At 67.8% G+C, this 24096-nt stretch carries 23 protein-coding genes; 14 read left to right on the forward strand and 9 right to left on the reverse strand.

Annotated features, from left to right (window positions below; all coding sequences use genetic code 11):
- Positions 1-451 precede the first annotated feature (451 nt).
- Both fbaA and LQF10_RS16745 read right to left on the reverse strand, forming a co-directional pair.
- Positions 452-1474 carry a class II fructose-bisphosphate aldolase gene (fbaA, locus tag LQF10_RS16740; RefSeq protein WP_231064945.1) on the reverse strand — a complete coding sequence of 341 codons (1023 nt, stop codon included), beginning with the start codon at positions 1472-1474 and terminating at the stop codon, positions 452-454.
- A 76-nt stretch (positions 1475-1550) separates the two neighbouring features.
- Positions 1551-3458, reverse strand: a complete 1908-nt coding sequence (locus tag LQF10_RS16745) for an ABC transporter ATP-binding protein (RefSeq protein ID WP_231064946.1) — start codon at positions 3456-3458, stop codon at positions 1551-1553.
- Between the two features lie 194 nt (positions 3459-3652).
- On the opposite strand from LQF10_RS16745, the gene LQF10_RS16750 reads away from it, so the two are divergent.
- Positions 3653-4108: an RrF2 family transcriptional regulator gene (locus LQF10_RS16750; protein ID WP_231064947.1), complete on the forward strand. Its 456-nt coding sequence runs from the start codon at positions 3653-3655 to the stop codon at positions 4106-4108.
- 229 nt (positions 4109-4337) lie between these two features.
- A complete protein-coding gene (locus LQF10_RS16755; RefSeq protein ID WP_231064948.1) occupies positions 4338-5282 on the forward strand; it encodes a sulfite exporter TauE/SafE family protein in 945 nt (314 codons plus the stop codon).
- A 60-nt stretch (positions 5283-5342) separates the two neighbouring features.
- Here LQF10_RS16755 and LQF10_RS16760 read toward each other — a convergent pair whose 3' ends face one another.
- On the reverse strand, positions 5343-5978 hold the full coding sequence (locus LQF10_RS16760) for a TrmH family RNA methyltransferase (RefSeq protein WP_231064949.1): 636 nt from the start codon (positions 5976-5978) through the stop codon (positions 5343-5345).
- A 125-nt stretch (positions 5979-6103) separates the two neighbouring features.
- Between LQF10_RS16760 and LQF10_RS16765 the strand changes: the two genes are divergently transcribed.
- Positions 6104-6880, forward strand: a complete 777-nt coding sequence (locus tag LQF10_RS16765) for an HAD-IIA family hydrolase (protein ID WP_231064950.1) — start codon at positions 6104-6106, stop codon at positions 6878-6880.
- 105 nt (positions 6881-6985) lie between these two features.
- On the opposite strand, the gene LQF10_RS16770 is transcribed toward LQF10_RS16765, so the two are convergent.
- Together LQF10_RS16770 and pyrE are read right to left on the reverse strand one after the other, a co-directional pair.
- A complete protein-coding gene (locus LQF10_RS16770; protein ID WP_231064951.1) occupies positions 6986-7729 on the reverse strand; it encodes a LemA family protein in 744 nt (247 codons plus the stop codon).
- 81 nt (positions 7730-7810) lie between these two features.
- A complete protein-coding gene (pyrE, locus tag LQF10_RS16775) occupies positions 7811-8407 on the reverse strand; it encodes an orotate phosphoribosyltransferase (protein WP_231064952.1) in 597 nt (198 codons plus the stop codon).
- A 138-nt stretch (positions 8408-8545) separates the two neighbouring features.
- Between pyrE and LQF10_RS16780 the strand changes: the two genes are divergently transcribed.
- Entirely contained in the window at positions 8546-9322 is a 777-nt protein-coding gene (locus tag LQF10_RS16780; protein WP_231064953.1) for an exodeoxyribonuclease III, read from the forward strand.
- 121 nt (positions 9323-9443) lie between these two features.
- Here LQF10_RS16780 and LQF10_RS16785 read toward each other — a convergent pair whose 3' ends face one another.
- Positions 9444-9923 carry an SRPBCC domain-containing protein gene (locus LQF10_RS16785; protein WP_231064954.1) on the reverse strand — a complete coding sequence of 160 codons (480 nt, stop codon included), beginning with the start codon at positions 9921-9923 and terminating at the stop codon, positions 9444-9446.
- Positions 9920-10303, reverse strand: coding sequence for an ArsR/SmtB family transcription factor (locus tag LQF10_RS16790; RefSeq protein WP_231064955.1), 384 nt, complete (start codon positions 10301-10303; stop codon positions 9920-9922). The genes LQF10_RS16785 and LQF10_RS16790 overlap by 4 nt, the downstream gene beginning before the upstream one ends.
- 442 nt (positions 10304-10745) lie before the next feature.
- Here LQF10_RS16790 and LQF10_RS16795 point away from each other — a divergent pair, with 442 nt between their 5' ends.
- Together LQF10_RS16795 and LQF10_RS16800 are read left to right on the forward strand one after the other, a co-directional pair.
- The gene (locus tag LQF10_RS16795; protein ID WP_231064956.1) at positions 10746-11432 is read left to right on the forward strand and encodes a DUF4190 domain-containing protein; all 687 of its coding nucleotides are present in this window, start codon (positions 10746-10748) and stop codon (positions 11430-11432) included.
- Between the two features lie 95 nt (positions 11433-11527).
- Positions 11528-12460 carry a septum formation family protein gene (locus LQF10_RS16800; RefSeq protein ID WP_231064957.1) on the forward strand — a complete coding sequence of 311 codons (933 nt, stop codon included), beginning with the start codon at positions 11528-11530 and terminating at the stop codon, positions 12458-12460.
- A gap of 90 nt (positions 12461-12550) precedes the next feature.
- Here LQF10_RS16800 and clpB read toward each other — a convergent pair whose 3' ends face one another.
- Positions 12551-15145, reverse strand: coding sequence for an ATP-dependent chaperone ClpB (gene clpB, locus LQF10_RS16805; protein WP_231064958.1), 2595 nt, complete (start codon positions 15143-15145; stop codon positions 12551-12553).
- Positions 15146-15335: 190 nt separating this feature from the next.
- On the opposite strand from clpB, the gene LQF10_RS16810 reads away from it, so the two are divergent.
- From LQF10_RS16810 to LQF10_RS16820, 3 genes are all read left to right on the forward strand, one after another.
- A complete protein-coding gene (locus tag LQF10_RS16810) occupies positions 15336-15530 on the forward strand; it encodes an antitoxin (RefSeq protein WP_231064959.1) in 195 nt (64 codons plus the stop codon).
- 149 nt (positions 15531-15679) lie between these two features.
- Positions 15680-16111 (forward strand): HIT family protein, encoded by a 432-nt coding sequence (locus tag LQF10_RS16815; protein WP_231064960.1) that lies wholly within the window; start codon positions 15680-15682, stop codon positions 16109-16111.
- 29 nt (positions 16112-16140) lie between these two features.
- The gene (locus tag LQF10_RS16820) at positions 16141-16785 is read left to right on the forward strand and encodes an LppM family (lipo)protein (protein ID WP_231064961.1); all 645 of its coding nucleotides are present in this window, start codon (positions 16141-16143) and stop codon (positions 16783-16785) included.
- Between the two features lie 28 nt (positions 16786-16813).
- Here LQF10_RS16820 and LQF10_RS16825 read toward each other — a convergent pair whose 3' ends face one another.
- The gene (locus LQF10_RS16825; protein ID WP_231064962.1) at positions 16814-17488 is read right to left on the reverse strand and encodes a GntR family transcriptional regulator; all 675 of its coding nucleotides are present in this window, start codon (positions 17486-17488) and stop codon (positions 16814-16816) included.
- 235 nt (positions 17489-17723) lie between these two features.
- On the opposite strand from LQF10_RS16825, the gene LQF10_RS16830 reads away from it, so the two are divergent.
- The 5 genes from LQF10_RS16830 (at position 17724) to LQF10_RS19410 (ending at position 24089) form a co-directional block, all read left to right on the forward strand.
- Positions 17724-19106 carry an ABC transporter substrate-binding protein gene (locus tag LQF10_RS16830; RefSeq protein ID WP_231064963.1) on the forward strand — a complete coding sequence of 461 codons (1383 nt, stop codon included), beginning with the start codon at positions 17724-17726 and terminating at the stop codon, positions 19104-19106.
- Positions 19103-20056 (forward strand): carbohydrate ABC transporter permease, encoded by a 954-nt coding sequence (locus LQF10_RS16835; RefSeq protein ID WP_231064964.1) that lies wholly within the window; start codon positions 19103-19105, stop codon positions 20054-20056. Before LQF10_RS16830 ends, LQF10_RS16835 begins: the two co-directional genes overlap by 4 nt.
- On the forward strand, positions 20053-21036 hold the full coding sequence (locus LQF10_RS16840; RefSeq protein WP_231064965.1) for a carbohydrate ABC transporter permease: 984 nt from the start codon (positions 20053-20055) through the stop codon (positions 21034-21036). Before LQF10_RS16835 ends, LQF10_RS16840 begins: the two co-directional genes overlap by 4 nt.
- 67 nt (positions 21037-21103) lie before the next feature.
- Positions 21104-22033, forward strand: a complete 930-nt coding sequence (locus LQF10_RS16845; protein ID WP_231064966.1) for a dihydrodipicolinate synthase family protein — start codon at positions 21104-21106, stop codon at positions 22031-22033.
- A 181-nt stretch (positions 22034-22214) separates the two neighbouring features.
- Complete coding sequence (locus tag LQF10_RS19410; RefSeq protein WP_290371114.1) at positions 22215-24089, forward strand: Ig-like domain-containing protein; 1875 nt, start codon at positions 22215-22217, stop codon at positions 24087-24089.
- Positions 24090-24096: the final 7 nt, after the last annotated feature.

Genomic DNA, 24096 nt, shown 5'->3' on the forward strand with positions numbered 1-24096 from the left:
CTCCTCCCGGCCCGCCACTCGTCTCACTCCCCTCTTCTCTTCCCCCTCCCCTCCCACCTTCCCTTCCCCTCCCCTCCCACCTTCCCTTCCCCTCCCCTCCCATCTTCTCTTCCCCTCCCCTCCCTCATCCGAACCCATTTTTCGTGTGTGAATCCTCGGCGGCGTGGGTTCACACGCGAAAAGTGCGTTCAGATGAGCCGGGGTGCAGAGGAGCCGGGGTGCAAAGGAGCCGGGGTGCAAAGGAGCCGGGGTAAGAGAGGGCCGGGGCGCAGGGCCGGGGTGCAGAGGGACCGGGGTAAGAGAGGGCCGGGGAGCAGGGGGAAACGACGGCGGCGGCCGGTGAGATCCGTACGAATCTCACCGGCCGCCGTCGTCAGTCACACGAGAACCGCCCGCCGATGTGGCCGTGCACACGACCACATCGACGGGCGATCTCTGGCTGATGCTCGCTTCAGCCGAGCTTCTGGCCCGCGGAGCGCAGCCACTGGGAGGCCTCGAGGATGCGCTGTGCCATCCCCGCCTCGGCCAGCTTGCCCCAGGCGCGCGGGTCGTAGGCCTTCTTGTTGCCGACCTCGCCATCGATCTTCAGCACACCGTCGTAGTTGCGGAAGATGTGGTCCACCACGGGACGGGTGAAGGCGTACTGGGTGTCGGTGTCGATGTTCATCTTGATCACACCGTTGTCCACTGCGAGGGCGACCTCCTCGGCCGTGGAGCCGGAGCCGCCGTGGAACACGAGGTCAAACGGGTTCTCCTTGCCCACCTCGGCGCCGACAGCCTGCTGGATCTCACCGAGGATCTCCGGGCGGAGCTTGACCGCACCTGGCTTGTAGACGCCGTGCACGTTGCCGAAGGTGAGCGCTGTCAGGTAGCGGCCCTTCTCACCAGTGCCGAGCGCACGGACCGTTGCCAGCCCGTCCTCCACCGTGGTGTAGAGCTTGTCGTTGATCTCGTGGGAGACGCCGTCCTCTTCGCCACCGACCACGCCGACCTCGATCTCGAGGATCGTCTTGGCGGCCTGGGAGAGCTCAAGCAGCTCCTCGGCGATCTGGAGGTTCTCCTCCAGCGGCACGGCCGAACCGTCCCACATGTGCGACTGGAACGACGGCAGTCCGCCGTTCTTGACCTGCTCGGCCTCGTGCGCGAGGAGCGGGCGGACCCAGCTGTCCAAGTTCTCCTTGGCGCAGTGGTCGGTGTGCAGCGCGATCGTGACCGGGTAGTTCTTGGCCACCTCAGCGGCGTAGGCGGCCAGACCCAGCGAGCCGGCGACGCGGTCCTTGATGGTGGAACCGGAGGCGTACTCCGCGCCACCCACGGATACCTGGATGATGCCGTCGCTCTCGGCCTCGGCGAAACCGCGCAGTGCGGCGGTGAGGGTCTGGGAGGAGGTGACGTTCACGGCCGGGTAGGCGAACTTGCGTTCCTTCGCCCGGTTGATCATCTCCTGGTAAACCTCAGGGGTAGCAATACCCATGGCGTTCTCTCCTAGTGCTTGTGTGTTGTCGGCTCCCAGTCTCCCACGAAGTGGGGCGCCGGTGACGACGGTGCAGTCAGCTTTCCGCGGTGAGCAATTGCTCGGTGGCCAGGTCGCGGTAGAGGTCGTCATCGCGGAGCAGATCGGCATGTGTGCCGATCGCGCGCACCTGGCCGGCGTCGAGCACCACGATCTGGTCCGCGCTGGTGACCGTGGAGAGCCGGTGCGCGACCACGATCACGTTCGTGCGTTCGGATGCCTCGAGCATCACGTGACGCAGCGCTGCCTCATTGGCCGCATCGAGCTGGGAGGTGGCTTCGTCGAGGAGGAGCAGCCGTGGACGGCGCAGCAGTGCACGGGCGATGGCCACCCGTTGCCGCTCACCTCCGGACAGGGTCACCCCTCGCGCCCCGACGGCGGACTCGAGCCCGTCCGGTAGGCGGCTCACCAGGTCAGTCAGGCGGGCTTGAGCGACCACCCGTGCCACGTCCTCCTCCGTGGCATCGGGAGCAGCCATGGTGATGTTCTCCCGCAGGGTGCCGTGCAGCACGGGTGCGTCCTGCTCGACGTAGCCGATCATCGAGCGCAGGGCTCGCAGCGGCCAGTCCGCAATGTCCACACCGTCGATGCGCACGTGCCCAGCCGTGGCCGGGTAGAAGCCCTCGATGAGCGAGAAGATGCTGGTCTTGCCCGCGCCCGAGGGACCCACGAGTGCAGTCAGTCCGGTGCCGGCGGCGGTGAAGGTGACCCCGCGGTGCACGGGGGCGAGGTCGGCCTCGTAGCGGAATTCCACGTCATCGAACTCCACCCGTGCCGCCGGGCTGACCGGTGAACCGGCAGGTCCGGCGGTGGGTACGGCGCGACCGGCGGAGAGGTCCTCGGAGTCGAGATGGTCCACCTGTTCCACCCGGGCGACGGCGGCCAGGCCGGTCTGCAGCTGGGAGAGCGCCGCCACGAGCGACCCGATCGGGCCCATCAGGTAGAACAGCATGAGCAGGAATCCGATCAGGGCTCCGATCGTCATCGCACCGTCCGCCACTCGTGCACCGCCGAGCCCCAGCACGACGAGGAATGCGATGTTCACCGGGAGGAAGGCGAGTACCCCGGCGAGCGCCTCCCACACCGCGACGGTGACGCCCTTGTCTCGAGCTCGCACGGCGGCGACGTCCAGGGAGGCGATCTCCCGATCCTCGGCACCGGAGGCCTTGACGGTCCGGAATGCCCCGAGGACGCGTTCGAGGATGCCGCCCATCTCACCGAGCGCAGTCTGCGACTCGCGCGTGGCGGCCCCGATCCGCGGCATGACCACCAGCATCACCAGGGTGACCACCGCCGCCATGGCGAGGGTGACGCCGAAGAGCACCAGGTCGATCCAGGCCATCACGGCCAACCCACCCATCAGCATGAAGATGGCCGTGACTCCCCCGATCACCGTGGTGGAGGCCACGGTGCGGAGCAGGTTCGTGTCCGAGGTGAGCCGGGAGACGAGGTCTCCCGACTTGAGGCGGTCCACCTCGGGGACCGTGAGGTGGATCAGTTGGCTGACCAACCGACGGCGCACGGTCAGGATGATGTTCTGGCCGGTGCGCTGCATGAGGTAGGGCCCGAAGGCCTCCAGGACGGCGCCGAGCAACACTGCACCGCTGAGGATCCACAGCAGGTTCGCGAGCGGGTCGCCCGCGCCCAGAGCCTCGATGATGGACATCGCGATGAGTGGTTGGACGAGCCCGATGATTCCGCCGAAGAAGGTCAGGACGCCCCCGACCAACAGGATGCGAAGGTGCGGGCGGGCGTAGAACCACAGCCGACTCAGGCGGACGGGACGTTCCGTGGCCTCAGGATCGTCACCGGTGATGGCGTCCGGCGGCACTGTGCCCTGGTTGGCCTGCTCGTTCGCGTCAGAGGTGCCCGGGTCAGCGTTCACCGAGTCAGGGCTGGCCGGTTCTGGATCAGTGGCGGGCTGGTTCGCCGGTTGGGGCGTCATGGGTCTCCGGACGTTGTGGCGGTCGTGCCACGGTAAGCGCGCACCTGCTCTCGCCACATCGGCCTTGCGGTGGATTCATGCGCCTTCCTGCCTCCACCTCAAGGTGGTGCTCCGGCGGCAAGTGTGGTGCCCCGACGGCGTCGGTAGGCTGCTTCGATGACCGAGGCACCTCAGAACTCACGCCAGGGGAACAGGTGAGGATCTCCGCGAAGGCGGACTACGCCGTCCGCGCTGCCGCTGAACTCGCCGGGGGCGAGGAGGCGCCGATGCCAGCCGAGGCGCTCGCCCGTGCAGCCGGTGTGCCGCACCGTTTCCTTGAGGGGATTCTCAGCGACCTGCGACGAGATGGGATCGTGACGAGCCGCCGCGGCGCCGGTGGTGGCCACCAACTCGCCCGGCCGGCGGAGGAGGTGACGCTCGCGGATGTGATCCGCGCCGTGGACGGGCCTTTAGTGTTCGTCCGGGACGAGCGACCCGGTGAGATCGCCTACCAGGGAGCGGCCGCGGCACTTCCACAAGTGTGGGTGGCGCTGCGCGCCAACGTGCGAGCGGTGCTCGAACAGGTCACCCTCGCCGATCTTGCCGCGGGTGAGGTGCCCAGTATCGTGCGTGAACTGACGGCGGACGAGGATGCCTGGCGCAGTCCCTGAACTCGGAATCCCTCGTCGATCTTCCTCACTCGCTCTTTCCTCGCTCAGTCAAGAAGGCCGCTCCTCGTGCTGGTTGCTGGCGGGCCCCACAGCCACCCCGTCGCCGAGGTAACTCGGTCTGCCCGGCGAGCTGACCACCATGCGGACGATGGCCATTCCCTTCTAATCCGACCAAATCAGTCGGATACGGTCACGAGATCAGGTTGCCCACCGATCTCGAGGAGCACTCGTGACGACGCTCGTTCTGCTGGCCCTGGTTGGGCTCGGTGCACAGCTCGTGGACGGCAGCCTCGGCATGGGATACGGCGTCACGTCCACCACGATGCTGCTCGCGGTGGGAATCCATCCCGCCGCGGCCTCGGCCACCGTTCACCTGGCCCAGATCGGCACCACCATGGCATCCGGGATCGCGCACCGTCGCTTCGGGAACGTGGACTGGACGGTCGTCCGCAGAATCGCCGTCCCAGGAGCCGTCGGTGCGTTCCTCGGCGCCACAGTGCTCTCCCACCTGCCCGTCGCGGTGGCGCGGCCGGTGATGGCGGTGTTGCTTCTCGCCCTGGGTGTGTATGTGCTGGCGCGGTTCTCTTTGGTTGGTGTGCGAACCGACCGGCTCGGGACTCCGCTGCGGCGCCGGTTTCTCACTCCGCTCGGCCTGGTGGCCGGTTTCATTGACGCCACCGGTGGCGGCGGCTGGGGTCCAGTCGGCACGCCCGCGATCCTGGCCAGCGGCAGATTGGAACCGCGGAAGGTGGTCGGATCAGTCGGCACCAGCGAGTTCTTCGTGGCCGTGGCCGCGAGCGCCGGCTTTCTGATCGGCATTGGCACCGCGGGTGTGAACGTGGCGTGGGCATTGGCGCTGCTCGCCGGTGGGGTGGTGGCGGCACCGTTCGCGGCGTGGTTGGTCCGGCTCGTGCCGCCCCGGGTGCTGGGAACTGCCGCGGGCGGCCTGATCGTGCTGACGAATATCCGCTCCCTGCTCGATGTGCTGGCCCCGAGCGCAGGGGGCACGATCCACGTGCTGGTCTACGCCGGCGTCGTCGTGCTCTGGGCAGGTGCCATCGTCAGCGCGGTGCGGCGCCACCTGGGCGAGCAGGCGGCCGATCGAGCCGACCACGCTGAGGGGACGAACCATCGATCCGAGGCGTTGCCGCAGATCGTCGCCTCCGAGCGCTGATCACCGACAGGTCGGGGCAACGCGATCACATCGAGTGCATCGGGCGGCCGGCCCGGCCAGTCACCGAGCGTCGCGAGCGCCGGGGATCTCCGCATGCTGGGTGGTCCATGTGTGCATCGCGATCGCGGCGGCGGCGCCGGCATTGATGGAGCGCGTGGAGCCGAACTGGGTGATGTGCAGGATCGCCTCAGACGCCTCGCGGGCCTCGGTGGTCAAGCCCTGAGACTCCTCGCCGAACAGCATCACACACGCCCGCGGGAGAGTTCGCCCCTCGATCGGTACCGAGCCGGGCACATTGTCGATCCCGAGGATCGGCAACCCCTCCGCAGCGCTCCATCGGGCAAAGGAGGCCACGTCCTCCCAGTGCTCCAGGTGCTGGTAGCGATCGGTGACCATGGCCCCGCGGCGGTTCCACCGCCGTCGGCCGATGATGTGCACCTTGGCCACGGCGAAGGCATTCGCCGTGCGCACCACGGATCCGATGTTGAAGTCGCGGCCCCAGTTCTCGATCGCCACATGCAGTGGGTGACGGCGGCCGTCCAAGTCCGCGATGATCGCGTCCATTCGCCAATAGCGGTACTGGTCGACGACGTTGCGCCGGTCTCCCTCGGCGAGCAGCTCGGGGTCGTAACGGGGATCACCCGGCCACTGTTCGGGGCCGCCGGGCCAGGGGCCGACGCCCACCTCAGTCTCCATACCCCCAGTATCGCCGCTCGGGTCACCTCGCCTGGGGCCGAAGATTCGGCCCATGAAGCCCGAGGGGTCAATTATTGGGCCCATACTGGAGCCAGGACCCACCCGAACGCGCCCGAAGGAGACGAATGTCCGAGATCGCCAACTGGCTCATCGACATGGACGGGGTGCTGGTGCACGAGGAGGAGGCGTTACCCGGTGCCGCTGATTTCGTGGCGGCGCTGCGTGAGCGGACGATCCCATTCCAGATCCTCACGAATAACTCGATCTACACCCCGCGCGATCTCGCTGCCCGGCTCCAGCACTCCGGAATCGACGTCGACGAGGGCGCGATCTGGACGTCGGCCCTGGCCACCGCCACCTTCCTCGCCGATCAGGTATCCAGCGGAAGCGCATTCGTGATCGGTGAGGCCGGACTCACCACGGCGCTGTACGAGAAGGGCTACACGCTCACCAGCTCCTCCCCTGACTACGTCGTGCTCGGGGAGACGCGGACCTACTCCTTCTCCGCGATCACCAAGGCGATCCGGTTCGTCGCCGACGGCGCGCGGTTCATCGCCACGAACCCAGACGTCACCGGTCCTTCCGCCGAGGGACCACTGCCGGCCACCGGTGCCGTGGCGGCGATGATCACCGCCGCGACCGGACGCAAACCGTACTTCGTGGGCAAGCCGAACCCGGTGATGATCCGCACCGCTCTGAACCGGATCGATGCCCATTCGGAGCAGACGGCGATGATCGGGGACCGGATGGACACCGATATGGTCGCCGGGATGGAAGCCGGACTACGCACATTCCTGGTACTCAGCGGATCTACGAAGGCCGACCAGGTGGAGGCCTATCCCTACCGCCCCTCCTCCGTGGTGGACGGGATCGGCGATCTGATCGAGATGCTCGAGGGCTGAGTACCCGTACGGGCCACACAGGCACGCGAGAGCTGACACGCGAAAGGGTCTGAGACCTGGTCAGGTCTCAGACCCTTTCGTGTGCGTTCTACCGCGGTCCCCTGCTCAGCGCTGCGGCGGCGCGGGCGGCTGATAGCCCTCGCCCGGCTGACCTGGGGGCGGGGACTGGCCGTAGTTCTGAGCAGGTGGCTGCGTGCCCGGCTGTACCGGTGAGTCGGTGGGCATCGGCGCGCGGGCGGGCTGCCCCTGGGAGTAGACACCGACATTCCCGCCCTGATCCTGGAAGGACACCTGCGGCGCTGTGCGCACGGCTGGGTCGTTCACCTCGAAGTACTCCGCACGGGTGAAGTTGAACATCCCGGCGATGATGCTGGGCGGGAACGTCTCCACCTTGGTGTTCAGGGTGCGCACATTCGCGTTGTAGAACCGCCGGCCGGCAGCAATCCGGTCCTCGGTGTTGGTGAGTTCGGCCTGGAGCTGGGTGAAGCTCTGCACCGACTGCAGCTGCGGGTAGTTCTCCGCCACCGCGAACAATCGACCGATCGCCTGGGAGAGCTGGTCCTCCTGCGCCGCCTGCTGAGCGGGTGTGGTTCCCGGCGATGCAGCCTGGGCGCGAGCACGGGTCACCTCGTCGAAGACGGCGCGCTCGTGCGCCGCGTACCCCTTCACTGTCTCGATGAGGTTGGGCAGTAGGTCATACCGACGGTGCAGTTCCACATCGATCTGGCGCCACGCTTCCTGCACCAGGTTCCGCAACTTCACGAAGCCGTTGTAGGTAGCGATCGCCCAGATCACGACGATCAGAACGAGCGCCAGGACCACCAGCAAGATCACGATGCCGACATCCATGGTGCTCACCTCCATCTCTGATAGTTCCGGCTGAGCTCTCACTCCCCCGGGGGGCACGGTCTGCGCCCCGCTACTTCGACCCTACTGGGGTGCGAGGCCCAGGTCAGCAGCCGAGAGCACCCACAGGTAGGGCAGTTCTGCCCGTTCCACCGCTTCGCGCGCCCCCGTATCGCGATCCACCACGGAGGCTACGGCCACCACCTCGGCGCCCGCCCTACGGCAGGCCTCGACCGCCGTCAGGGCACTACCGCCGGTGGTGGAGGTGTCCTCCAGGACCACCACGCGCTTGCCGGCCACATCGGGGCCTTCCACCTGACGCTTCATTCCGTGGCCCTTGGCCTCTTTGCGCACGAGGAAGGCGTCCAGGTCGAGGCCGCGGCTGGCGGCGGCGTGCTGGACGGCGCACACCACCGGGTCCGCGCCCAGGGTGAGCCCTCCGACGGCGTCGATCTCGCCCGGGCCGTAGCCGGATTCTTCGAGCCGGTCCAGCAGCAGATGGCCGATCAAGGGGGCCGCTTCGTGGTGCAAGGTGACCCGGCGCATGTCCACGTAGTAGTCGGCTTCCTTGCCGCTGCTGAGCGTGACACGCCCGTGGACGACGGCGTGGGCGTTGACGAGATCGGCGAGGCGTTGGGCAGGGGTGCCGGGGGCAGGGCTGCCGGGAGTGTCAGTGGTCACGGCCGCCAGGGTATCGCCCAGCCATGCCGACGCCTGCACGCACGAACGCTGGGGTGTGCGGCAGCACGGGCACCCGATACCGCACAACCCAGCGTTCGCCGGCCGAATCGCGACCCGCGGCGGGTTACGGTGGCGGGCGTGCGAATCGCGAGCTGGAATGTGAACTCGATCCGAGCCCGGGCGGAGCGGGTGACCGCTTGGCTCGAGCGCAACGATGTTGATGTGCTGCTGGTCCAGGAGACCAAGACCAAGGACGAGACGTTCCCGTATCTCCCGTTCCAGGCGGCCGGCTACGAGGTGGCGCACCACGGCCTGAACCAGTGGAACGGCGTCGCCATCTGCTCACGGGTGGGGCTGACGGATGTGGCGCACTCCTTCCCCGGCCAGCCCGGCTGGGGTGAGGGGGATGCGATGGAAGCCAGGGCGATCGGTGCCACCTGCGCGGGCCTGCGACTGTGGAGCGTCTACGTCCCGAACGGCCGCACCCTGGAGGACCCGCACTACACCTACAAGCTGCGTTGGCTGGACGCTCTCCGGGAGGCCGCTGCCGGATGGGCCGAGTCCGGTGCTCCCGTGGGCCTGCTCGGCGATTGGAATGTGGCACCGCGTGATGAGGACGTGTGGGACATCGCCGTGTTCGAGGGGTCCACGCACGTCTCTGCGGCCGAACGTGCGGCGTTCGACGCCTTCGCCGATGCCGGCTACCGGGAGGTGACGCGGGAACACCTCCCGCAGGTCTACACCTATTGGGACTATCAACGGCTGCGCTTCCCGAAGAACGAAGGGATGCGGATCGACTTCGCCTGGGCCACCGCTGCCCTGGCCGATCGCGTGCGCGCTGTGGCGGTCGATCGCGAGGAACGGAAGGGCAAGGGTGCCTCGGACCATGTTCCCGTGGTGCTTGACGTCGAGTAGCACACCGATCTTCCCCGCACTCACCCCTCCGCGAGTGCGGCGAATCTCGGCTAATCTCACGAAATGAGCGAGATGGGCCGCACTCGCGGAGAGGTGAGGGCTGCGGGTCAGGAGGAGCGCCTCAGGCGCCCATCTCCTTGCCGGTCTCGACCAGGGTCTTCAGGCCGGACAGGCACCACGGCCAGCCGCCGCCACCCTGCGCCGGCTCGCCCCCACCGGCGACCTCCGCGGCCAGCTCCGGGGCCGCCGTCAGGTCATGCGTGAGCACCACCTGGGTGAGACCCGAGGGGTACTCGGTGAGCTCCCAGGTCAGACGGGTCGGTGCCTTGTCCGGGTGCCAGGACGGGGACCAGTCGAGCACCAGGCGGGTCGGTTCGTCCACCTCCACCACGGTGCCGCTGACGGCGACGTCCCCCATGCCCATCTCCTTCATCTCGGCGGTGGTGAGGTTGCGATAGGCGCCGCCCGGCCGCAGGTCGTACTCGGACTCGCCGCCATATCCCCATCGGGTGGTGTACTCCGACTCCGTGATCGCCTTCCAGATGGTGGCGGCAGGGGCGTGGATGTAGATGCTGTAGACCTGGATCAGGTTCTCACTCATTGTTCGTCCTTCGGTTCAGGGTCTGGCCGGCCCGAGAGGTCCGGCTCAGATCGTTCGATGCGTTCCTTCAAGCCGAGGAGGACGGAGGCGATCCCCGCTCGCTCGGTGTACTTGCCGATCCACCGCTGGTGGATCTGCTGGATCGGGACAGGGTTGAGGTAGTGCAACTTGGCCCGCCCCTGCTTGCGCGTGAGGACCAGATCGGCGTGCTCCAGTAGTCGCAGGTGCTTCGCCACGCCGAATCGGGTCATCTCGACGTGCTCATTGACGGCGGTCTCCAGCTCGCCGAGCGAGCGACCGTCCCGTTCGAACAGCAGGTCCAGGAGGAGCCGGCGGACCGGGTCCGCCAGCGCCTTGAACACGGGGTCGTCGTTGAGCACACGATCACTTTAGGTGACCATATGGTCACATGTCAATGATCGGTGAACGGTGCCGAACCGGGCGGGCTAAGGTCGAGCCATGAACGAACCCGGTGAGCCCCAGGAACCGGCGCGGGAGGGGCCCACGAATCCAGACCACGGCGGGTGGGCGGACCCGCACTCGTGGGGCGCCTCAGGCGCTGAGCGGACGGCACCCTGGCCTGTGCCGGGTCCCGCACCTGCTGACACACCGACGGGCCATCATGCTGGCCCCTCATCCCCGGACCGGAGCAGCCCACTCGCCGGTAATCAACCCGCGCCACCGGTTCATTCACCCTTCGGGGCACCCATTCCGAACCAGACCCCCGCCGCGCCGTCGGCCCCGAACGCGGGAGCGCCAGCGGGCGAACCCCACCTCCCGCCGATCCCCCAGGCACCCCAGGCGGCGCCACCACCTGGCCCCGTGGGGCAGAGCATGTACGGCGCCCGCCCGGCACCAGAGCCCGCACCCAATCAGGGCTCCTACGGCGCATTCACCTTTCCGGTGATGCAGCGCGCGAAGGTCGAGCCGACGGCGGTCGCCTCCGTGGCCACGGTGCTCCTCGGACCCGTCGCGGTACTGCTCGGCATGATCGCCCGGGGCCGGGTCCGCCGGTTCCGTCGCCGCAGCATGGGCCTGGCCTGGACCGGGATCGGACTTGGTGCCTTCTTCACCGTCGCGTGGGTTCTGGTGGCGGTGGTGCTCGCCGGTAACGGCACCATCGACCGGCTCACCGAGCGACCCGAGGCAGGGGACGTGACCGCCGCTCGCACTGTGGGAGCGAGCAATGTGGCCGTGGGCAATTGCATCGAATTCCTGCCGCCGGGGGAGATCGTCGGCGAAGTGCGCCTGGTGCCGTGTGCGCGACAGCACATCGCCCAGGCCGTCTCCAGTCACGAGCTCACCGGCGACTTCCCCGGCGCCGCCGCCGTCGCCGAGCAGGCACTCGAGGTGTGTGAGGCCGACGTCAACGAGCTGGCCGGCACCATCGCCCTGACCCCGTGGTACCTCGCCCCTTCCGAGGAGGCGTGGAACCAGGGAGTCACTGACGTCCTCTGCCTGGCGCGCGGCGCGTCAGGTCCATTCGAGGGTGACCTGCTGACCGGTTGAGGCCGAAGCCCTGTGATTCGAATGGGCAGTTCTGCCGAGGAGCCTGTGTGGCGCGCTGGGGCGGGCGCCTCGTAGGCTGCCCATATGACGACGCCGTGGGATCCTCAACAGCCGCAGCAGCCCGGGCAACAACCGGGGTACGGGCAACAGCCCCACCGGGATATGGCCAACCCGCGCAGCAGCCCCAGCAACCCGGGTACGGCCAGCCCGCGCATGGGCAGCAACCGGCCCACGGCCAGCAGCCTGGGTACGGCCAACAGCCTGGGTACGGCCAGCAATCCGGGCAGCCCGGATATGGGCAGCCGACCTACGGACAACCCGGCTACGGGCAGGCGGGCTATGACCAGACTGCCCCATTTGGGCACGGCGGGCAGCCGGGTTTCGGTGGTCCTCCTGCGCCGAAGAGCAAGGCACCGCTCATCATCGGCGCCGTGGTGCTCGTTCTCGTCCTGGCGATCGGGGGATTCTTCGCCGTGCAGGCCCTCAGCGGGAGTGACGACCCCACCGCGGCACCAGCCACCTCCGATCCGGCCACCGATGAACCAGCCACCGATGAACCAGCCACCGACGAGCCCGCCACCGACCAGCCCACTGATGAGGATCCTGGAACCGACGAGCTGAACAATCCGAATGACGTGACCGAGGCCGCACCGATCGTGGACGTCGATCTCCTTCCGGGCAACTGCCTCGAGTCGACCGAACGGGACAGTCGCCAGCGCCTCCAGCAGGTTCCGTGCAACGGTCCGCACGCGGCAGAGGTCTACGCCGAGCAGATCGTGGACGAATCCGAGTATCCGGAGTTCCCGGGCGAGGACGTCTTCCGCGACGAGTCCGACCCGTTCTGCCTGGAGGAACTCCGGCGGTTGCTGCCCAGCGATATGGACACCACGCCGCTGTCCTACTTGGCCCTGTACCCCTCGCAGGACACCTGGGATACGGGTGACCGCAAGTTCACCTGCATCGCCTCCGTCGACGATGAGTTCTCGATGCAGGGAACCTTCGTCACCGGGGACGTCGTGATCAGCTGAGGCGGCGCACGAACAGCACCTACCCAGGAATCGCTCGCCGTGGCGGCCTCAGCGGCCAGAACGGCGAGCGATTCCTGTTGAGGGCGGGAGTCAGCCGGCGGTGAGCACCAGGCCTGGCTCATCCAACGAGGTGGGCCGGTCCACCGTCACCGAACCACCGTCGCTCACCTCGCCGGCGAGCAGCATCTTGGCGAGCTGATCGCCGATCTCACGCTGCACCAGCCGGCGCAACGGCCGAGCCCCGTATGCCGGGTCATATCCCTCGAGCGCCAGCCACTCGCGAGCCGCGGCTGTCACGTCGAGAGTGAGCCGCCGGTCCGTGAGCCGTGCCGCCATCCGTTCCAGTTGGAGATCGACGATGCTACCCAGCTGATCGAGCGTGAGTGCGTCGAACACGACCACTTCGTCAAGCCGGTTCAGGAACTCGGGTTTGAACGAGGCGCGGACCGCGTCCAGCACCCGTTCCCGCTTCTGCGCCGTCTCCAACGTGGCATCTACGAGGAACTGCGACCCGAGGTTCGACGTCAGCACCAGGATGGTGTTGCGGAAGTCCACGGTGCGCCCTTGACCGTCGGTGAGGCGGCCGTCGTCGAGCACCTGCAGCAGGATGTCGAAGACCTCCGGGTGCGCCTTCTCCACCTCGTCCAGCAGCACCACCGAGTACGGTCGGCGGCGGACCGCCTCCGTGAGCTGACCACCCTCCTCGTACCCGACGTACCCGGGAGGTGCACCGACCAGACGCGCCACGGAGTGCTTCTCGCCGTACTCACTCATGTCGATGCGCACGATGGCGCGCTCGTCATCGAAGAGGAAGTCCGCGAGTGACTTGGCCAACTCGGTCTTGCCTACGCCGGTGGGGCCGAGGAAGAGGAAGGAACCGGTCGGGCGATCCGGGTCCGAAATGCCGGCCCGGGAGCGCCGCACCGCATCGGAGACGGAGCGAACGGCCTCAGCCTGTCCGATCAGGCGTTTGCCGAGCTCATCTTCCATGTGCAGTAGTTTCTGGGTCTCCCCCTCGAGTAGCCGCCCGGTGGGGATACCCGTCCAGGCTCCGACCACCTCGGCGATCTCCTCGACGCCCACGTGATCGGCGATCATCGGGTCCACCGTGGCGCTCGAGTTCGATTCGGCCGCCTCAGCTTCGGCGATCTGGTGCTCCACTGCGGGAATCTCCCCGTAGAGCAGACGTGAGGCCTTTTCCAGATCGCCCTCACGCTGGGCACGTTCGGCATCGGTACGCATCGAGTCGAGTTGGGCTTTCAGGTCACCGACCCGGTTGTGCCCGGCCTTCTCGGCCTCCCACCGCGCGTTGAGTGCGGCGAGTTCCTCCGAGCGGTCGGCGAGATCGGCGCGCAGCTTCTCCAGGCGGGCGATCGAGGCCTCGTCGTCAGAACCCGAGAGGTAGGACTCCTCCATCCTCAACCGGTCCACGGCGCGGCGAAGTTCGTCGATCTCCACCGGGGAGGAGTCCAGCTCCATCCGCAGGCGAGACGCGGCCTCGTCGATCAGGTCGATCGCCTTGTCCGGCAGCTGGCGCCCGCTGATGTACCGGTCAGAGAGCTGGGCGGCAGCCACCAGGGCGCCGTCGGCAATCGTGACCTGGTGGTGTGCCTCGTACTTGGGTGCGATCCCGCGCAGGATCGCCACGGTGTCCTCCACGGAGGGCTCACCCACGAACACCTGCTGGAATCGGCGCTCCAGCGCCGGATCGGATTCCACGTGCTCGCGGAACTCGTCCAGCGTGGTCGCACCGACCATGCGCAGCTCACCACGAGCGAGCATTGGTTTGAGCATGTTGCCGGCGTCCATCGATCCTTCGGAGGCCCCGGCGCCCACCACAGTGTGCAACTCGTCGATGAAGGTGACGATCTCGCCGTCGGAGCTCTTGATCTCATCCAGGACGGCCTTGAGGCGCTCCTCGAACTCACCGCGGTACTTCGCCCCGGCCACCATGGCGGCCAAGTCGAGGGAGATCAGGCGCTTGTCCCGCAATGAGTCCGGCACGTCCCCGTCCACGATCCGCTGCGCGAGGCCCTCCACCACGGCAGTCTTACCCACGCCGGGTTCGCCGATCAGCACCGGGTTGTTCTTGGTACGCCGGGAGAGGACCTGCACCACCCGGCGGATCTCGGAATCACGCCCGATGATCGGATCGATCCTGCCCTCGCGCGCGGCAGCGGTCAGGTCCACGCCGTACTTCTCCAATGCCTGGAAGGTGCCTTCCGGATCCGGCGAGGTCACCCGGGCAGAGCCGCGCACCTGCGGCAGCGCCGCAAGCAGCTGATCGCGCGATGCCCCCGCCGAGCGGAGCGCCTCACCCACACCCGCCGAGTCCTTGGCCAGGCCGAGAAGGAGGTGCTCGGTCGAAACGTACTCGTCTCCGAGCGCCTTCGCCTCACCCTCTGCGGCCTCGATCGCCGTGAGCATGGCGCGCGACATCCGCGGCTGGGTCACCGAGGCCCCGGCCGCCGCCGGAAGAGTGGCCGCCATTCCCTGGGCCTGATCGGCGAGGTGCCCGCGGTCGGCGCCCACGGCGCCGAGCAGGGCGACGGCGACCCCGTCCGTCTGGTCAAGAAGCGCACCCAACAGGTGCACGGGTTCGAGTTGCGCGTGGCCTGCGCGGGTGGCGGCCTGAACTGCGGCCGCGACCGCTTCCTGTGACTTGGTGGTGAGCTTGGTGTCCATCGATCCTCCGATAGGTCAGTGTCTGACCGATACAACGAGACCAGGGTTGAGTCTATTCCACTCAAGTCTGCATCATGCCCGCAGCGTCGCGCTCCTGGCCAGCCGCCCTATGCACCGGTCGCCCAGTGGGACACACTGTGCCTCAAGGCACGGGCCCGTGCCTGAACCAGCGGACGAGAGGGAGCGGCAGATGGGGCGATTCGAGGACATCAAGAACAAGGCCACCGAGGCATTGCGGGACGAGGAGAAGACCGACCGGGGCCTCGACTCCGCGGCGAATTTCGTCAATGAGAAGACCAGTGGTCAGCATGCCGACAAGGTCGCCAAGGCGCGGGACTTCCTGGACGACAAGCTCGGGGACAACGACGGCAGAGCACAGCACTGAGGGAACGTCGCGCGAGTTCTTCCGCGCATGAACGGCCGGCCTACGCTCCGCGGGCCGGCCGTTCGACGTGTCGGCGGCCACGCGTGGCAGGCGGTATCGGGGCCACGCGTGGCAGTCGCCGACCGCACCATGCCTGACACGATGGGGCCATGTCTCGCACTGACGATCCGGCCTGCACCTTCTGCCGCATTGCCACCGGCGATCTGGAGGCGCACGTGGTCATGGACGAATCCGACGTCGTGGCGTTCCTGGACATCCGCCCCGTCTTCCAGGGCCATACCCTGCTCGTCCCGCGCCGGCACGTCCCGACCCTGCCCGATCTACCTGCCGACCTCGCCCCCACGTTCTGGGCAGCCGGCCAGCGGCTCGCGGCCGCGATCCCCGCAGCACTCGGCGCCCAGGGCACCTTCGTGGCGATCAACAATGTGGTCAGCCAGTCGGTTCCGCACCTGCACCTGCACGTGATTCCGCGCACCAAGGGCGATGGACTGCGTGGCTTCTTCTGGCCGCGCACTCGCTATGGCGGCAATGAGGCCGAACAGGCTGCCGCGGCGATCCGCGAACAGCTGAGCCGCGGCTAAGTCCAGGTGCGGGTGGCAAACTCGGGCAGGTGAAGTATCTGCTGCGTCTGGTGGTCGTCCTGGTGAGCGTGAGCGTCCTCGCGGGCTGTTTCCGGATCGACGGCGATCTCACCATTGGCGAGACCGCGGACGGCGAGACCGTGTCCGGGGAGGTGACGATCGCCGTCGAGCGGGAATGGGCACTCGCCCAGGGCGAGGACCCGGATGCGATGTTCGACGGGATCGAGGAGGACCTTGCGGCAGCCCCGGACCAGGGGGTTACCGGTGAACGACACGACGATGGCGAGTACGTCGGGATGACCCTCACCCTGGCCGGGACCCCGGTGGAGCGAATAGCGGCCGCCACCAGCGAGGCACTGACGATCACCCGCAGCGGTGACGACATCGTGCTCACCGGTGACCTCAGCCAACTGGTCGACATCACCGATGCGCAGGGGTGGCAGGTGGATCTGGCGGTGACCTTCCCGAACGGGGTTACCACCCATGACGGTGATCTGACCGGTTCGACAGTGACGTGGCACCTGGACTCCGGAGACCCGGCCTTGCACGCACGCGGACCGGCGCCAGGAGCGGCCCGGGGTGTCGAGGTACCATGGATTCCGGTGATCGGAGTGCTGGTGCTGCTCTCCGGAGTCGCGTTCGGGTGGTTCTCCTGGCGCAAGCGCAGGCGCTGACCTCCGCGGCGAGACCACCGACTCCATATCACGGAGCTTCGACGGAAGCCTCCCGCCGCGCTTCCCGCAGCCGTCGGCTCGCGCCCTCAAGATGCACCTCGAGTTCTCGCAGAGCGCGCTCTAAGTCACCTGCTCGGACGTACTCGAGAATCTCCGCATGCGACTCGGCGGACGGATGCAGGTCCACGTCGCGGGCCGTGGTGAGGGTGAGCAAGGTACTAAACGTGGGCTCGTTGTCTCGCCAGAGGGCGTTCAAACGGCGGTGGCCGGAGAGCTCATAGAACAGCGCGTGGAACTGAAGATCCGCCAGAGCGAAGGTGGCGGCGTCGCTGACATCAGCCGCAGCACGCATCCGCGCGAGCGGATCCTCAAAGGCCCCCCAGTCCAGGTCGTCCCGGTCGGCGCAGAGCCGGAGCGCGAACGACTCCAACGTCTGCCGCAACGAGAACATCTCCGCCACATCCTGTTCGGTCAGTCCCACGACGAAGGTGCCGCGCTGCCGGGTTTCGACGAGACCCTCGGCCTCGAGCTTGCGCAAAGCATCGCGGATCGGCCCCCTGCTCACCCCAAAATCGCGAGAGAGGTCGGCCTCGATCAGGTGAACGCCGCTCACGAGCCGACCATCGACGATCAGCACGCGCAGTTCACGCGCCACTTGCTCGCCCAAGTTCGTCTGCTTCAGGGGGGTGACGTCGAGTCCCATCCGACCTCCATGTCGCCGTGTCATCGGTCAACCAAATACCGAGAGCGTACACGCCCCACCGCTTCCCATGCGTCGAAGGTCAGTGCGGTCAACCGTCAACGATCAATGCGCTAACAGTTGACAGACAGCGAATGCTGCCTAAGATGAGTCCCACCCGGACAACAACCGACGGGCAACAGACAACGGACTACGACGTCCGGCCCGCGCGACCATCAACGATGAGGGAGCAATACAGATGAGAGCACCGCGAATGCTCACAGCGATCGGGGCGGCGGCGACGCTGGCACTGGTCGCCGGATGCGGGAGCGCCGGTGACGGTCCCGACGACAGCGACGAGCCGGCCACAGTCGACGGTCCTGTCTCAATCAGCGTGATGGGACTACCCCCCGAGACCAAGCCGGAGGAGCGAGAACAGTTCCAAGCCGACATTGAGGCGTTCGAAGCCGAGCACCCCGACATCACGATCGAGGCCTCCGACTACGAGTTCTCCACGGACACGTTCTCCGCCCGACTCGCCGGCGGGGACGTCGACACCGTGCTACGGGTCCCGTTCACCGAGGGCAACGCACTCATTCAGCGCGAGCAGGTGGCCAATATCCAGGCCGAGATCGATGCGCTCGAGCACGGCGGGGACCTGAACCCGGCCGTGATGGACCTGATGTCGAACGCCGATGGCGACGCGTTCGGTCTCCCGGAACGGGCCTACGCCGTCGGGCTGCTCTACAACCGTGACCTGTTCGAGCAAGCCGGGCTCGACCCGGACGCGCCGCCGACGACGTGGGACGGGGTGCGTGAGGCAGCCCTGGCCTTGAAGGAGGTTGTCGACGTTCCCTACGCCGAGCTCACCGTCGACAACCAGGGCGGCTGGCACATCACCATGCTCACCTACTCCTACGGCGGTGTGCTGCAGGAGCAGGAAGGCGAGGAGTACGTGGTCACCTTCGACAACCCGGCCACCACCGAGGCGCTGACGATGCTGAACGAGATGCGCTTCGACGACGACGTGATGGGCACCCAGCAGCTGCAGGGGCAGGCCGACGTGCTGCGCGATTTCGCCGCCGGTGAGATCGGGATGTGGATCGGCTCACCCGATACATTCAACGGCTACGTGAACAACTTCGATGGCGACCCTGCCAACTACGGTGTCGGGGCAATGCCGCAGGCCGGAGGCAACGCCACGCTCAGTGGTGGCTGGATCACCATGGTCTCGGCGACGGCGACCGACGCCGAACGCGCCGCTGCCGTGACGTGGATGGACTACATGAACCTGCGGCCACGCTACGACGTCGAGGTCGCGGCCGAGCAAGCGCAGGCCGATGCCGAGGCCGGGGTGCCCGTGGGTGTGCCGGAGGTGCCGCTCTTCGACGAGGAGACCGCCGCCACGGTCAACGAGGCGATCGCGGAGTACGCCACGTTCCCGGAGGGCAATGCCGACGGCTACGTGGAGGGCAACGCCACGATCGAGTACCGGCCCGAGCCGGCACTCGGCGGGCAGGAGTTGTACGCCGCGCTCGACCCGGTGATGCAGGCCGTGCTCACCGAGGAGAACGTCGACATCCAGGCGCAACTCGCCGCTGCCGCCGAGCAGGCGTCCGCGGCCATCCGACGGCTGCAATGACGACCACAACCACGAACCGGGCCTCGGTCGACGACGGGAGCTCACGCCCCGCCGTCGGCCGGCGGCCCCGCCGCCTGATCCGATCCCCGAAACACTCGCTCCAGACGCTCGCCTTCTTTGCACCCGGGGTGATCCTGTTCGGCTACTTCGCCTGGTGGCCGATGATCAGCAGCGTCATCCTCAGCATGCAGGAGACCAACCTCGTCGCTGACCCGAGCTGGGTGGGGCTGGAGAACTACGCGTTCATCTTCACCGACCCGCTGCTGTGGACCGCGGTCCAGAACACGCTGCTGTTCGCCGTGATCTCGATCGTGCTCGGGTTTCCGCTCCCGCTGTTCCTGGCGACGGTGATGTCGGAGTTCCGCCGTCTGGGCGGGCTGTTCCGGGTGCTGGTCTATCTGCCGGCGGCCGTCCCCCCGGTGGTGGCGGTACTGCTGTGGAAATGGTTCTACGAACCCACCCCCGACGGCGTCTTCAACACCATCCTCGGCGCGGTCGGCCTCGGCCCGTTCCCGTGGCTGGAGTCGACCTCGTGGGCGATCCCCTCCTTGGTCCTGGCCGCCACCTGGAGCGCCGCCGGGAATACGGTGCTGATCTACCTGGCGGCACTGACCTCCATCCCCACCGAGCTCTATGACGCGGCCGAGGTGGACGGCGCGGGCATCTGGCGCCGGGTCTGGCACATCACCCTGCCGCAGATGCGCGGGGTCATGCTGATCCTGCTGCTGGTGCAGATCATCGCCACCATGCAGACCTTCATCGAGCCGTTCGTGATGACCGACGGCGGGCCCCAGAACTCGACCGTGACGGTGCTGCTGCTCATCTACCGCTACGCCTTCAACTACGGCGACTACGGCGGCGCTGCGGCACTGAGCGTGCTGCTGGCGATCGTGCTCGGCGTCATCTCGGCGATCTACCTGCGCGTGACTCGATCCTGGAGCACCACATGACCACCACCTCCGATCGGCCCCAGACCGACGAGCTCGCCGAGCAGGCGGTACCGGCTCCTGATAGAGCACCGCGCAGGCGCCCGAGTCGAAGGCGGGATGCGGACCTGCCGGATCGCGGCCTGCTCTCCAGCAGCGACCGCAAGCGACTCTCGGTGCGATGGACCATGACCCCGCTGCAGTGGGTGATGTTCGTCGTCGTGACGGCGTTGTCGGTGCTCCCGCTGCTTTGGCTCGCCAAGTCGGCGATCTCACCCACGCAGGAGATCCTGCGTGAACCGTTCCGGCTGTGGCCGAGCGAGGTGCAGTGGAGCAACTTCAGCGAAGCCTGGACCACGATGAGCGTGGGCCGGTACATGTGGAACACCCTGGTGCTCACCGGTGGGTCCGTGGTGGTCCAGGTGTTCGTCGCGGCGACCCTGTCGTTCGGTATCGCGGTCCTGCGGCCCGCGTACGGCAAGGTCGTCTACGCCCTGGTTCTCGCCACGCTGCTGCTACCCCCGACGGTCTCGTTGATCGCGCTGTACCTGACGATCCTGGACCTACCGCTGCTCGGGCTGAACCTGCAGAACACCGTCTGGGCGATCTGGCTACCGGCGGGCGTGCACGGCTTCAGCGTGCTGTTGTGCGTCCGGTTCTTCCAGGGCATCCCGCGCGAGCTGTTCGAGGCCGCGCAGATCGACGGGGCCGGGCCCTGGACCATCTTCCAGCGGATAGTGCTGCCGATGTCGCGTCCCATCCTTGCCGTGATCTCACTGCTGGCGGTGATGAACTCGTGGAAGGACTTCCTCTGGCCACTGATCGCCGTCCCCGACACCGACCGCCGTCCGATCACGGTGGCACTGTCCATCGTGGCGCGCTCGGTGGAGGAGAACCTCCTCTTCGCGGGTCTACTGATCGCCACGCTGCCGCCCGTGCTGTTGTTCATCATCTTCCAACGCCAGATCGTCCGCGGGGCCGGATTCACCGGTCTCAAAGGCTGATCCGGCACCAGACACCCGGGCTGTGCGCACCGACGCATCCCAACCACACCACCGAAGGAGGAAGCGCGTGTCCGCACCGCTGCGCACCGGGGACGATCTCACCGGCGTCTTCTGCCCCCTGATCACCCCGTTGGACCACGACGGCGCACTGGACCGTCCCGGCTTGGAGCGTCACGTCGACCGGGTGGTCGCCGCGGGCGACGCGGTCATGGCACTCGGCACCAGCGGGGAGCTGCCGATCCTCCCGGCCGTCGTGGCCGAGGAGGCGCTCGAGGTGATCGCCGCGCAACTGGACGGGCGCACCGCCCTGGTGTGCGGCGTCGGGGACGTGGGCACCGAGCGGACGCTGGCGAATGTGCGCCGGGCGAAGGCGGCCGGGGCTGACGTCGTCGCCGTGACCACGCCGTTCTACTACCCGCTCGGTGAGCCGGAGATGATCGCTCACTACCTCGAGGTGGCCGAGCGCTCTGACCTTCCGGTGGCGATCTACAACATCCCAATCAACACCCATCTGCCGGTGACCCGGGCCGTGATGGAGCGGGTGGCTGCTCACCCCAACGTGGTCGCGATCAAGGACTCCGGCGGGGACGGCGATTTGATGCGCTGGCTGCTCGAGACTCGCAGCGACACCGGTCTGAAGGTGCTGCAGGGCACTGACGAGGCCCATGCCACCCAGCACTGGCAGGCGGGTATCGATGGCTACGTCTCAGGTCTGGAAAACCTTGCGCCGGGCACGATGCTGGATCTCGCCGCCGCAGTGCGCTCCGGCGACACAGGTGCGGCCGATCGTGCCCAGCAGCGCATGGACGCGATCCTCGGCGTGATGGAGCATGGCTTCTGGCTGAGCGTGCTCAAGGAGGGCGCGGCCCTACAAGGGATCGGGTCGGGGCGGATCAGCCCGCCGTTGCCGGCGTTGAGCCTCACGGCACGCGCCTATCTCGAGGACGCCATCACTGCGCTCGCGGCGAGCGAACCCGTGACGGCGACCCGCACCTGAGTCCGTCGCTCACGGAGCTCTTGAGAAATCGCCCAATGCTCAGTTCCATCCCCCACGGCGAGTCTCTTTCTCTGGCCGGTACCGGCCAGTGCCGTTGATGGCCACCTGTGGGCGTTGCGCGGGCGTACAGCCGCCTTCTACGGTCGTGAGGTTCGGTCGTCGAGGTGGTGGGGTTGGGTTCGTGCGCAGTCGCGGTGTGGGTGTGGCCGGTGTGCTGGGGTTGGCGTTGCTGGGGGCGGTGGCAACGGCCGGGCCGGCCGTGGCTGCGGTGGATCCGGTCGAGCACACCGTCGAGGTAACGGACACGGGTCCGGGGTCGTGGCAGGTACCCGAGCTCGCATCCGACGTGCAGGTGACGTTGCGTGGCGCGGCGGGCGACGAGTGCTTCTTCTGGCCAGGGGGGTCTCCTCAGGGGGGTGCCGGTGGGGTGGTGACGCTGGCCTTGGACGGGGATCTTGCGGGTTCGATGCTGGGGTTCACGGTCGGCGGCATAGGTGCGGGTAGTCCGGGCGGCGGTAATGAGGAGCCAGGCGGCGGGGGAACCGCACTCAGCTCCGGTGACGACCTGCTTGCCGTGGTCGGCGGAGGCGGTGGTGCTGGTCGTGAACACGTCCACATCGACAACGAGCCCAACCACGGGTGCGTCGCTGGCGGTGACGGCGGAGTCGCCACCACACCGGGAGTGGGGCCGGGGCAGCCGGGAGTACCCAGCGATCTCTTCGACTCCCACGCTCCTGGTGGTGGCGGCACCGAGGTCGGCGGCCGGACGGATCCGGAAGCCGATGGGCACGGCGACGCTTATTGGGGCGGTCGTCCTGGTCAGGACGGCCCACCCAGCATCGACGGAGGGATCATCACCCTCAGCGCAGGTGGTGCCGGCGGCTGGGCGGGTGGTGGTGGCGGGTCGGGGTACGCCGGCGGCGCAGGCGGAACGACCGATGTCTGGGACAACTTTGGGGTCGATACCGTAGACGACCGCGGTGGCGGCGGTGGCGGCTCGGGATTCCTGACTGATGATTCGCGGGTCAGTGCCGTGCCCGGCTCGGCCGGCACCAACGTCGGGGCCGGGTCGATCACGATCACCTACCAGGTGCCCGGCCCGGCCACCGCGGCCGATACCAACGCCGAGACCGGGTACGGGGACGGGCCCGTGCGGGTGGCCCCGGAGGTGGACGGTGCGACCAGCCTGAGCGTGGATGAGGAGCCCGAGTTCGGGCAAGCGGACGTGGACGGGATGGAACTGGTCTACACCCCGGAGGCGGACTTCGTGGGCACCGACTCCTTCACCTACACCGCCATCGGACCAGGCGGGGACAGCGACCCAGCGACAGTGACCATCATCGTCGCCGCACCCGACCTCGCCATCGGCGATGAATTGCCCGACGGGATCCAGGGCCACCCCTACGAGCACACCCTCACTGCGACCGGCGGCACCGAACCGTGCGAGTTCACCGCCGAGGACCTGCCCGAGGGAATCACCCTCGAAGACGGCGTGCTGACCGGCATCCCGCCCACCGCTGGTGAGCACCCGATCACGGTCACGGTCGCTGATTCCAGCCGGCCCGAGGCCGTCACCGTCACCGTCGAGTTGGTGTTGCACGTGCACTCCAACGAGTTCACCGCCGTGGACTCAGCCGAGGCCGGCACCGACATTGAGATCACCGGCACCGATCTGCCCGACGGGGACTACGACATCGTGCTCACCTCCGACCCGCTCACCCTGGGCCAGACCACCATCACCGACGGTGTGCTGGAGGCCGAGGTCACCATCCCAGCCGAAACCAGTGCCGGGGAGCACACCCTGGAACTGGTCCGCGAGGGCGTGGTCATCGGCTCCCAGCCGCTGGAGGTCACTGCTCCACCGGCCGCCGATCCCACCCCGGAGCCGGAGCTCACCGACCCGACCCCGGAGCCGGAGCCCACACCAGAGACACAGCCGCAGGACGAACTCCCCGACACCGGCGCCACCTGGACCACCCCCGCCACCCTGGCACTACTGCTCGTCACCGGAGGCGCCGGCCTGCTGGCGACCCGCCGAATCCACCCGGCGCGCTGACCGAGCA

Origin of the sequence: Ruania halotolerans, assembly GCF_021049285.1 — a bacterium.
Taxonomy (GTDB): domain Bacteria; phylum Actinomycetota; class Actinomycetes; order Actinomycetales; family Beutenbergiaceae; genus Ruania; species Ruania halotolerans.

Coding starts and splice junctions, on each gene's coding strand:
- LQF10_RS16745 (WP_231064946.1), bottom strand. CDS start 3,458: ATGACGCCCCAACCGGCGAACCAGCCCGCCACTGATCCAGAACCGGCC.
- LQF10_RS16770 (WP_231064951.1), bottom strand. CDS start 7,729: ATGGATGTCGGCATCGTGATCTTGCTGGTGGTCCTGGCGCTCGTTCTG.
- LQF10_RS16830 (WP_231064963.1), top strand. CDS start 17,724: ATGAGAGCACCGCGAATGCTCACAGCGATCGGGGCGGCGGCGACGCTG.
- LQF10_RS16810 (WP_231064959.1), top strand. CDS start 15,336: ATGGGGCGATTCGAGGACATCAAGAACAAGGCCACCGAGGCATTGCGG.
- LQF10_RS16785 (WP_231064954.1), bottom strand. CDS start 9,923: ATGAGTGAGAACCTGATCCAGGTCTACAGCATCTACATCCACGCCCCT.
- LQF10_RS16760 (WP_231064949.1), bottom strand. CDS start 5,978: ATGGAGACTGAGGTGGGCGTCGGCCCCTGGCCCGGCGGCCCCGAACAG.
- LQF10_RS16765 (WP_231064950.1), top strand. CDS start 6,104: ATGTCCGAGATCGCCAACTGGCTCATCGACATGGACGGGGTGCTGGTG.
- LQF10_RS16840 (WP_231064965.1), top strand. CDS start 20,053: ATGACCACCACCTCCGATCGGCCCCAGACCGACGAGCTCGCCGAGCAG.
- fbaA (WP_231064945.1), bottom strand. CDS start 1,474: ATGGGTATTGCTACCCCTGAGGTTTACCAGGAGATGATCAACCGGGCG.
- LQF10_RS16825 (WP_231064962.1), bottom strand. CDS start 17,488: ATGGGACTCGACGTCACCCCCCTGAAGCAGACGAACTTGGGCGAGCAA.
- LQF10_RS16835 (WP_231064964.1), top strand. CDS start 19,103: ATGACGACCACAACCACGAACCGGGCCTCGGTCGACGACGGGAGCTCA.
- LQF10_RS16815 (WP_231064960.1), top strand. CDS start 15,680: ATGTCTCGCACTGACGATCCGGCCTGCACCTTCTGCCGCATTGCCACC.
- clpB (WP_231064958.1), bottom strand. CDS start 15,145: ATGGACACCAAGCTCACCACCAAGTCACAGGAAGCGGTCGCGGCCGCA.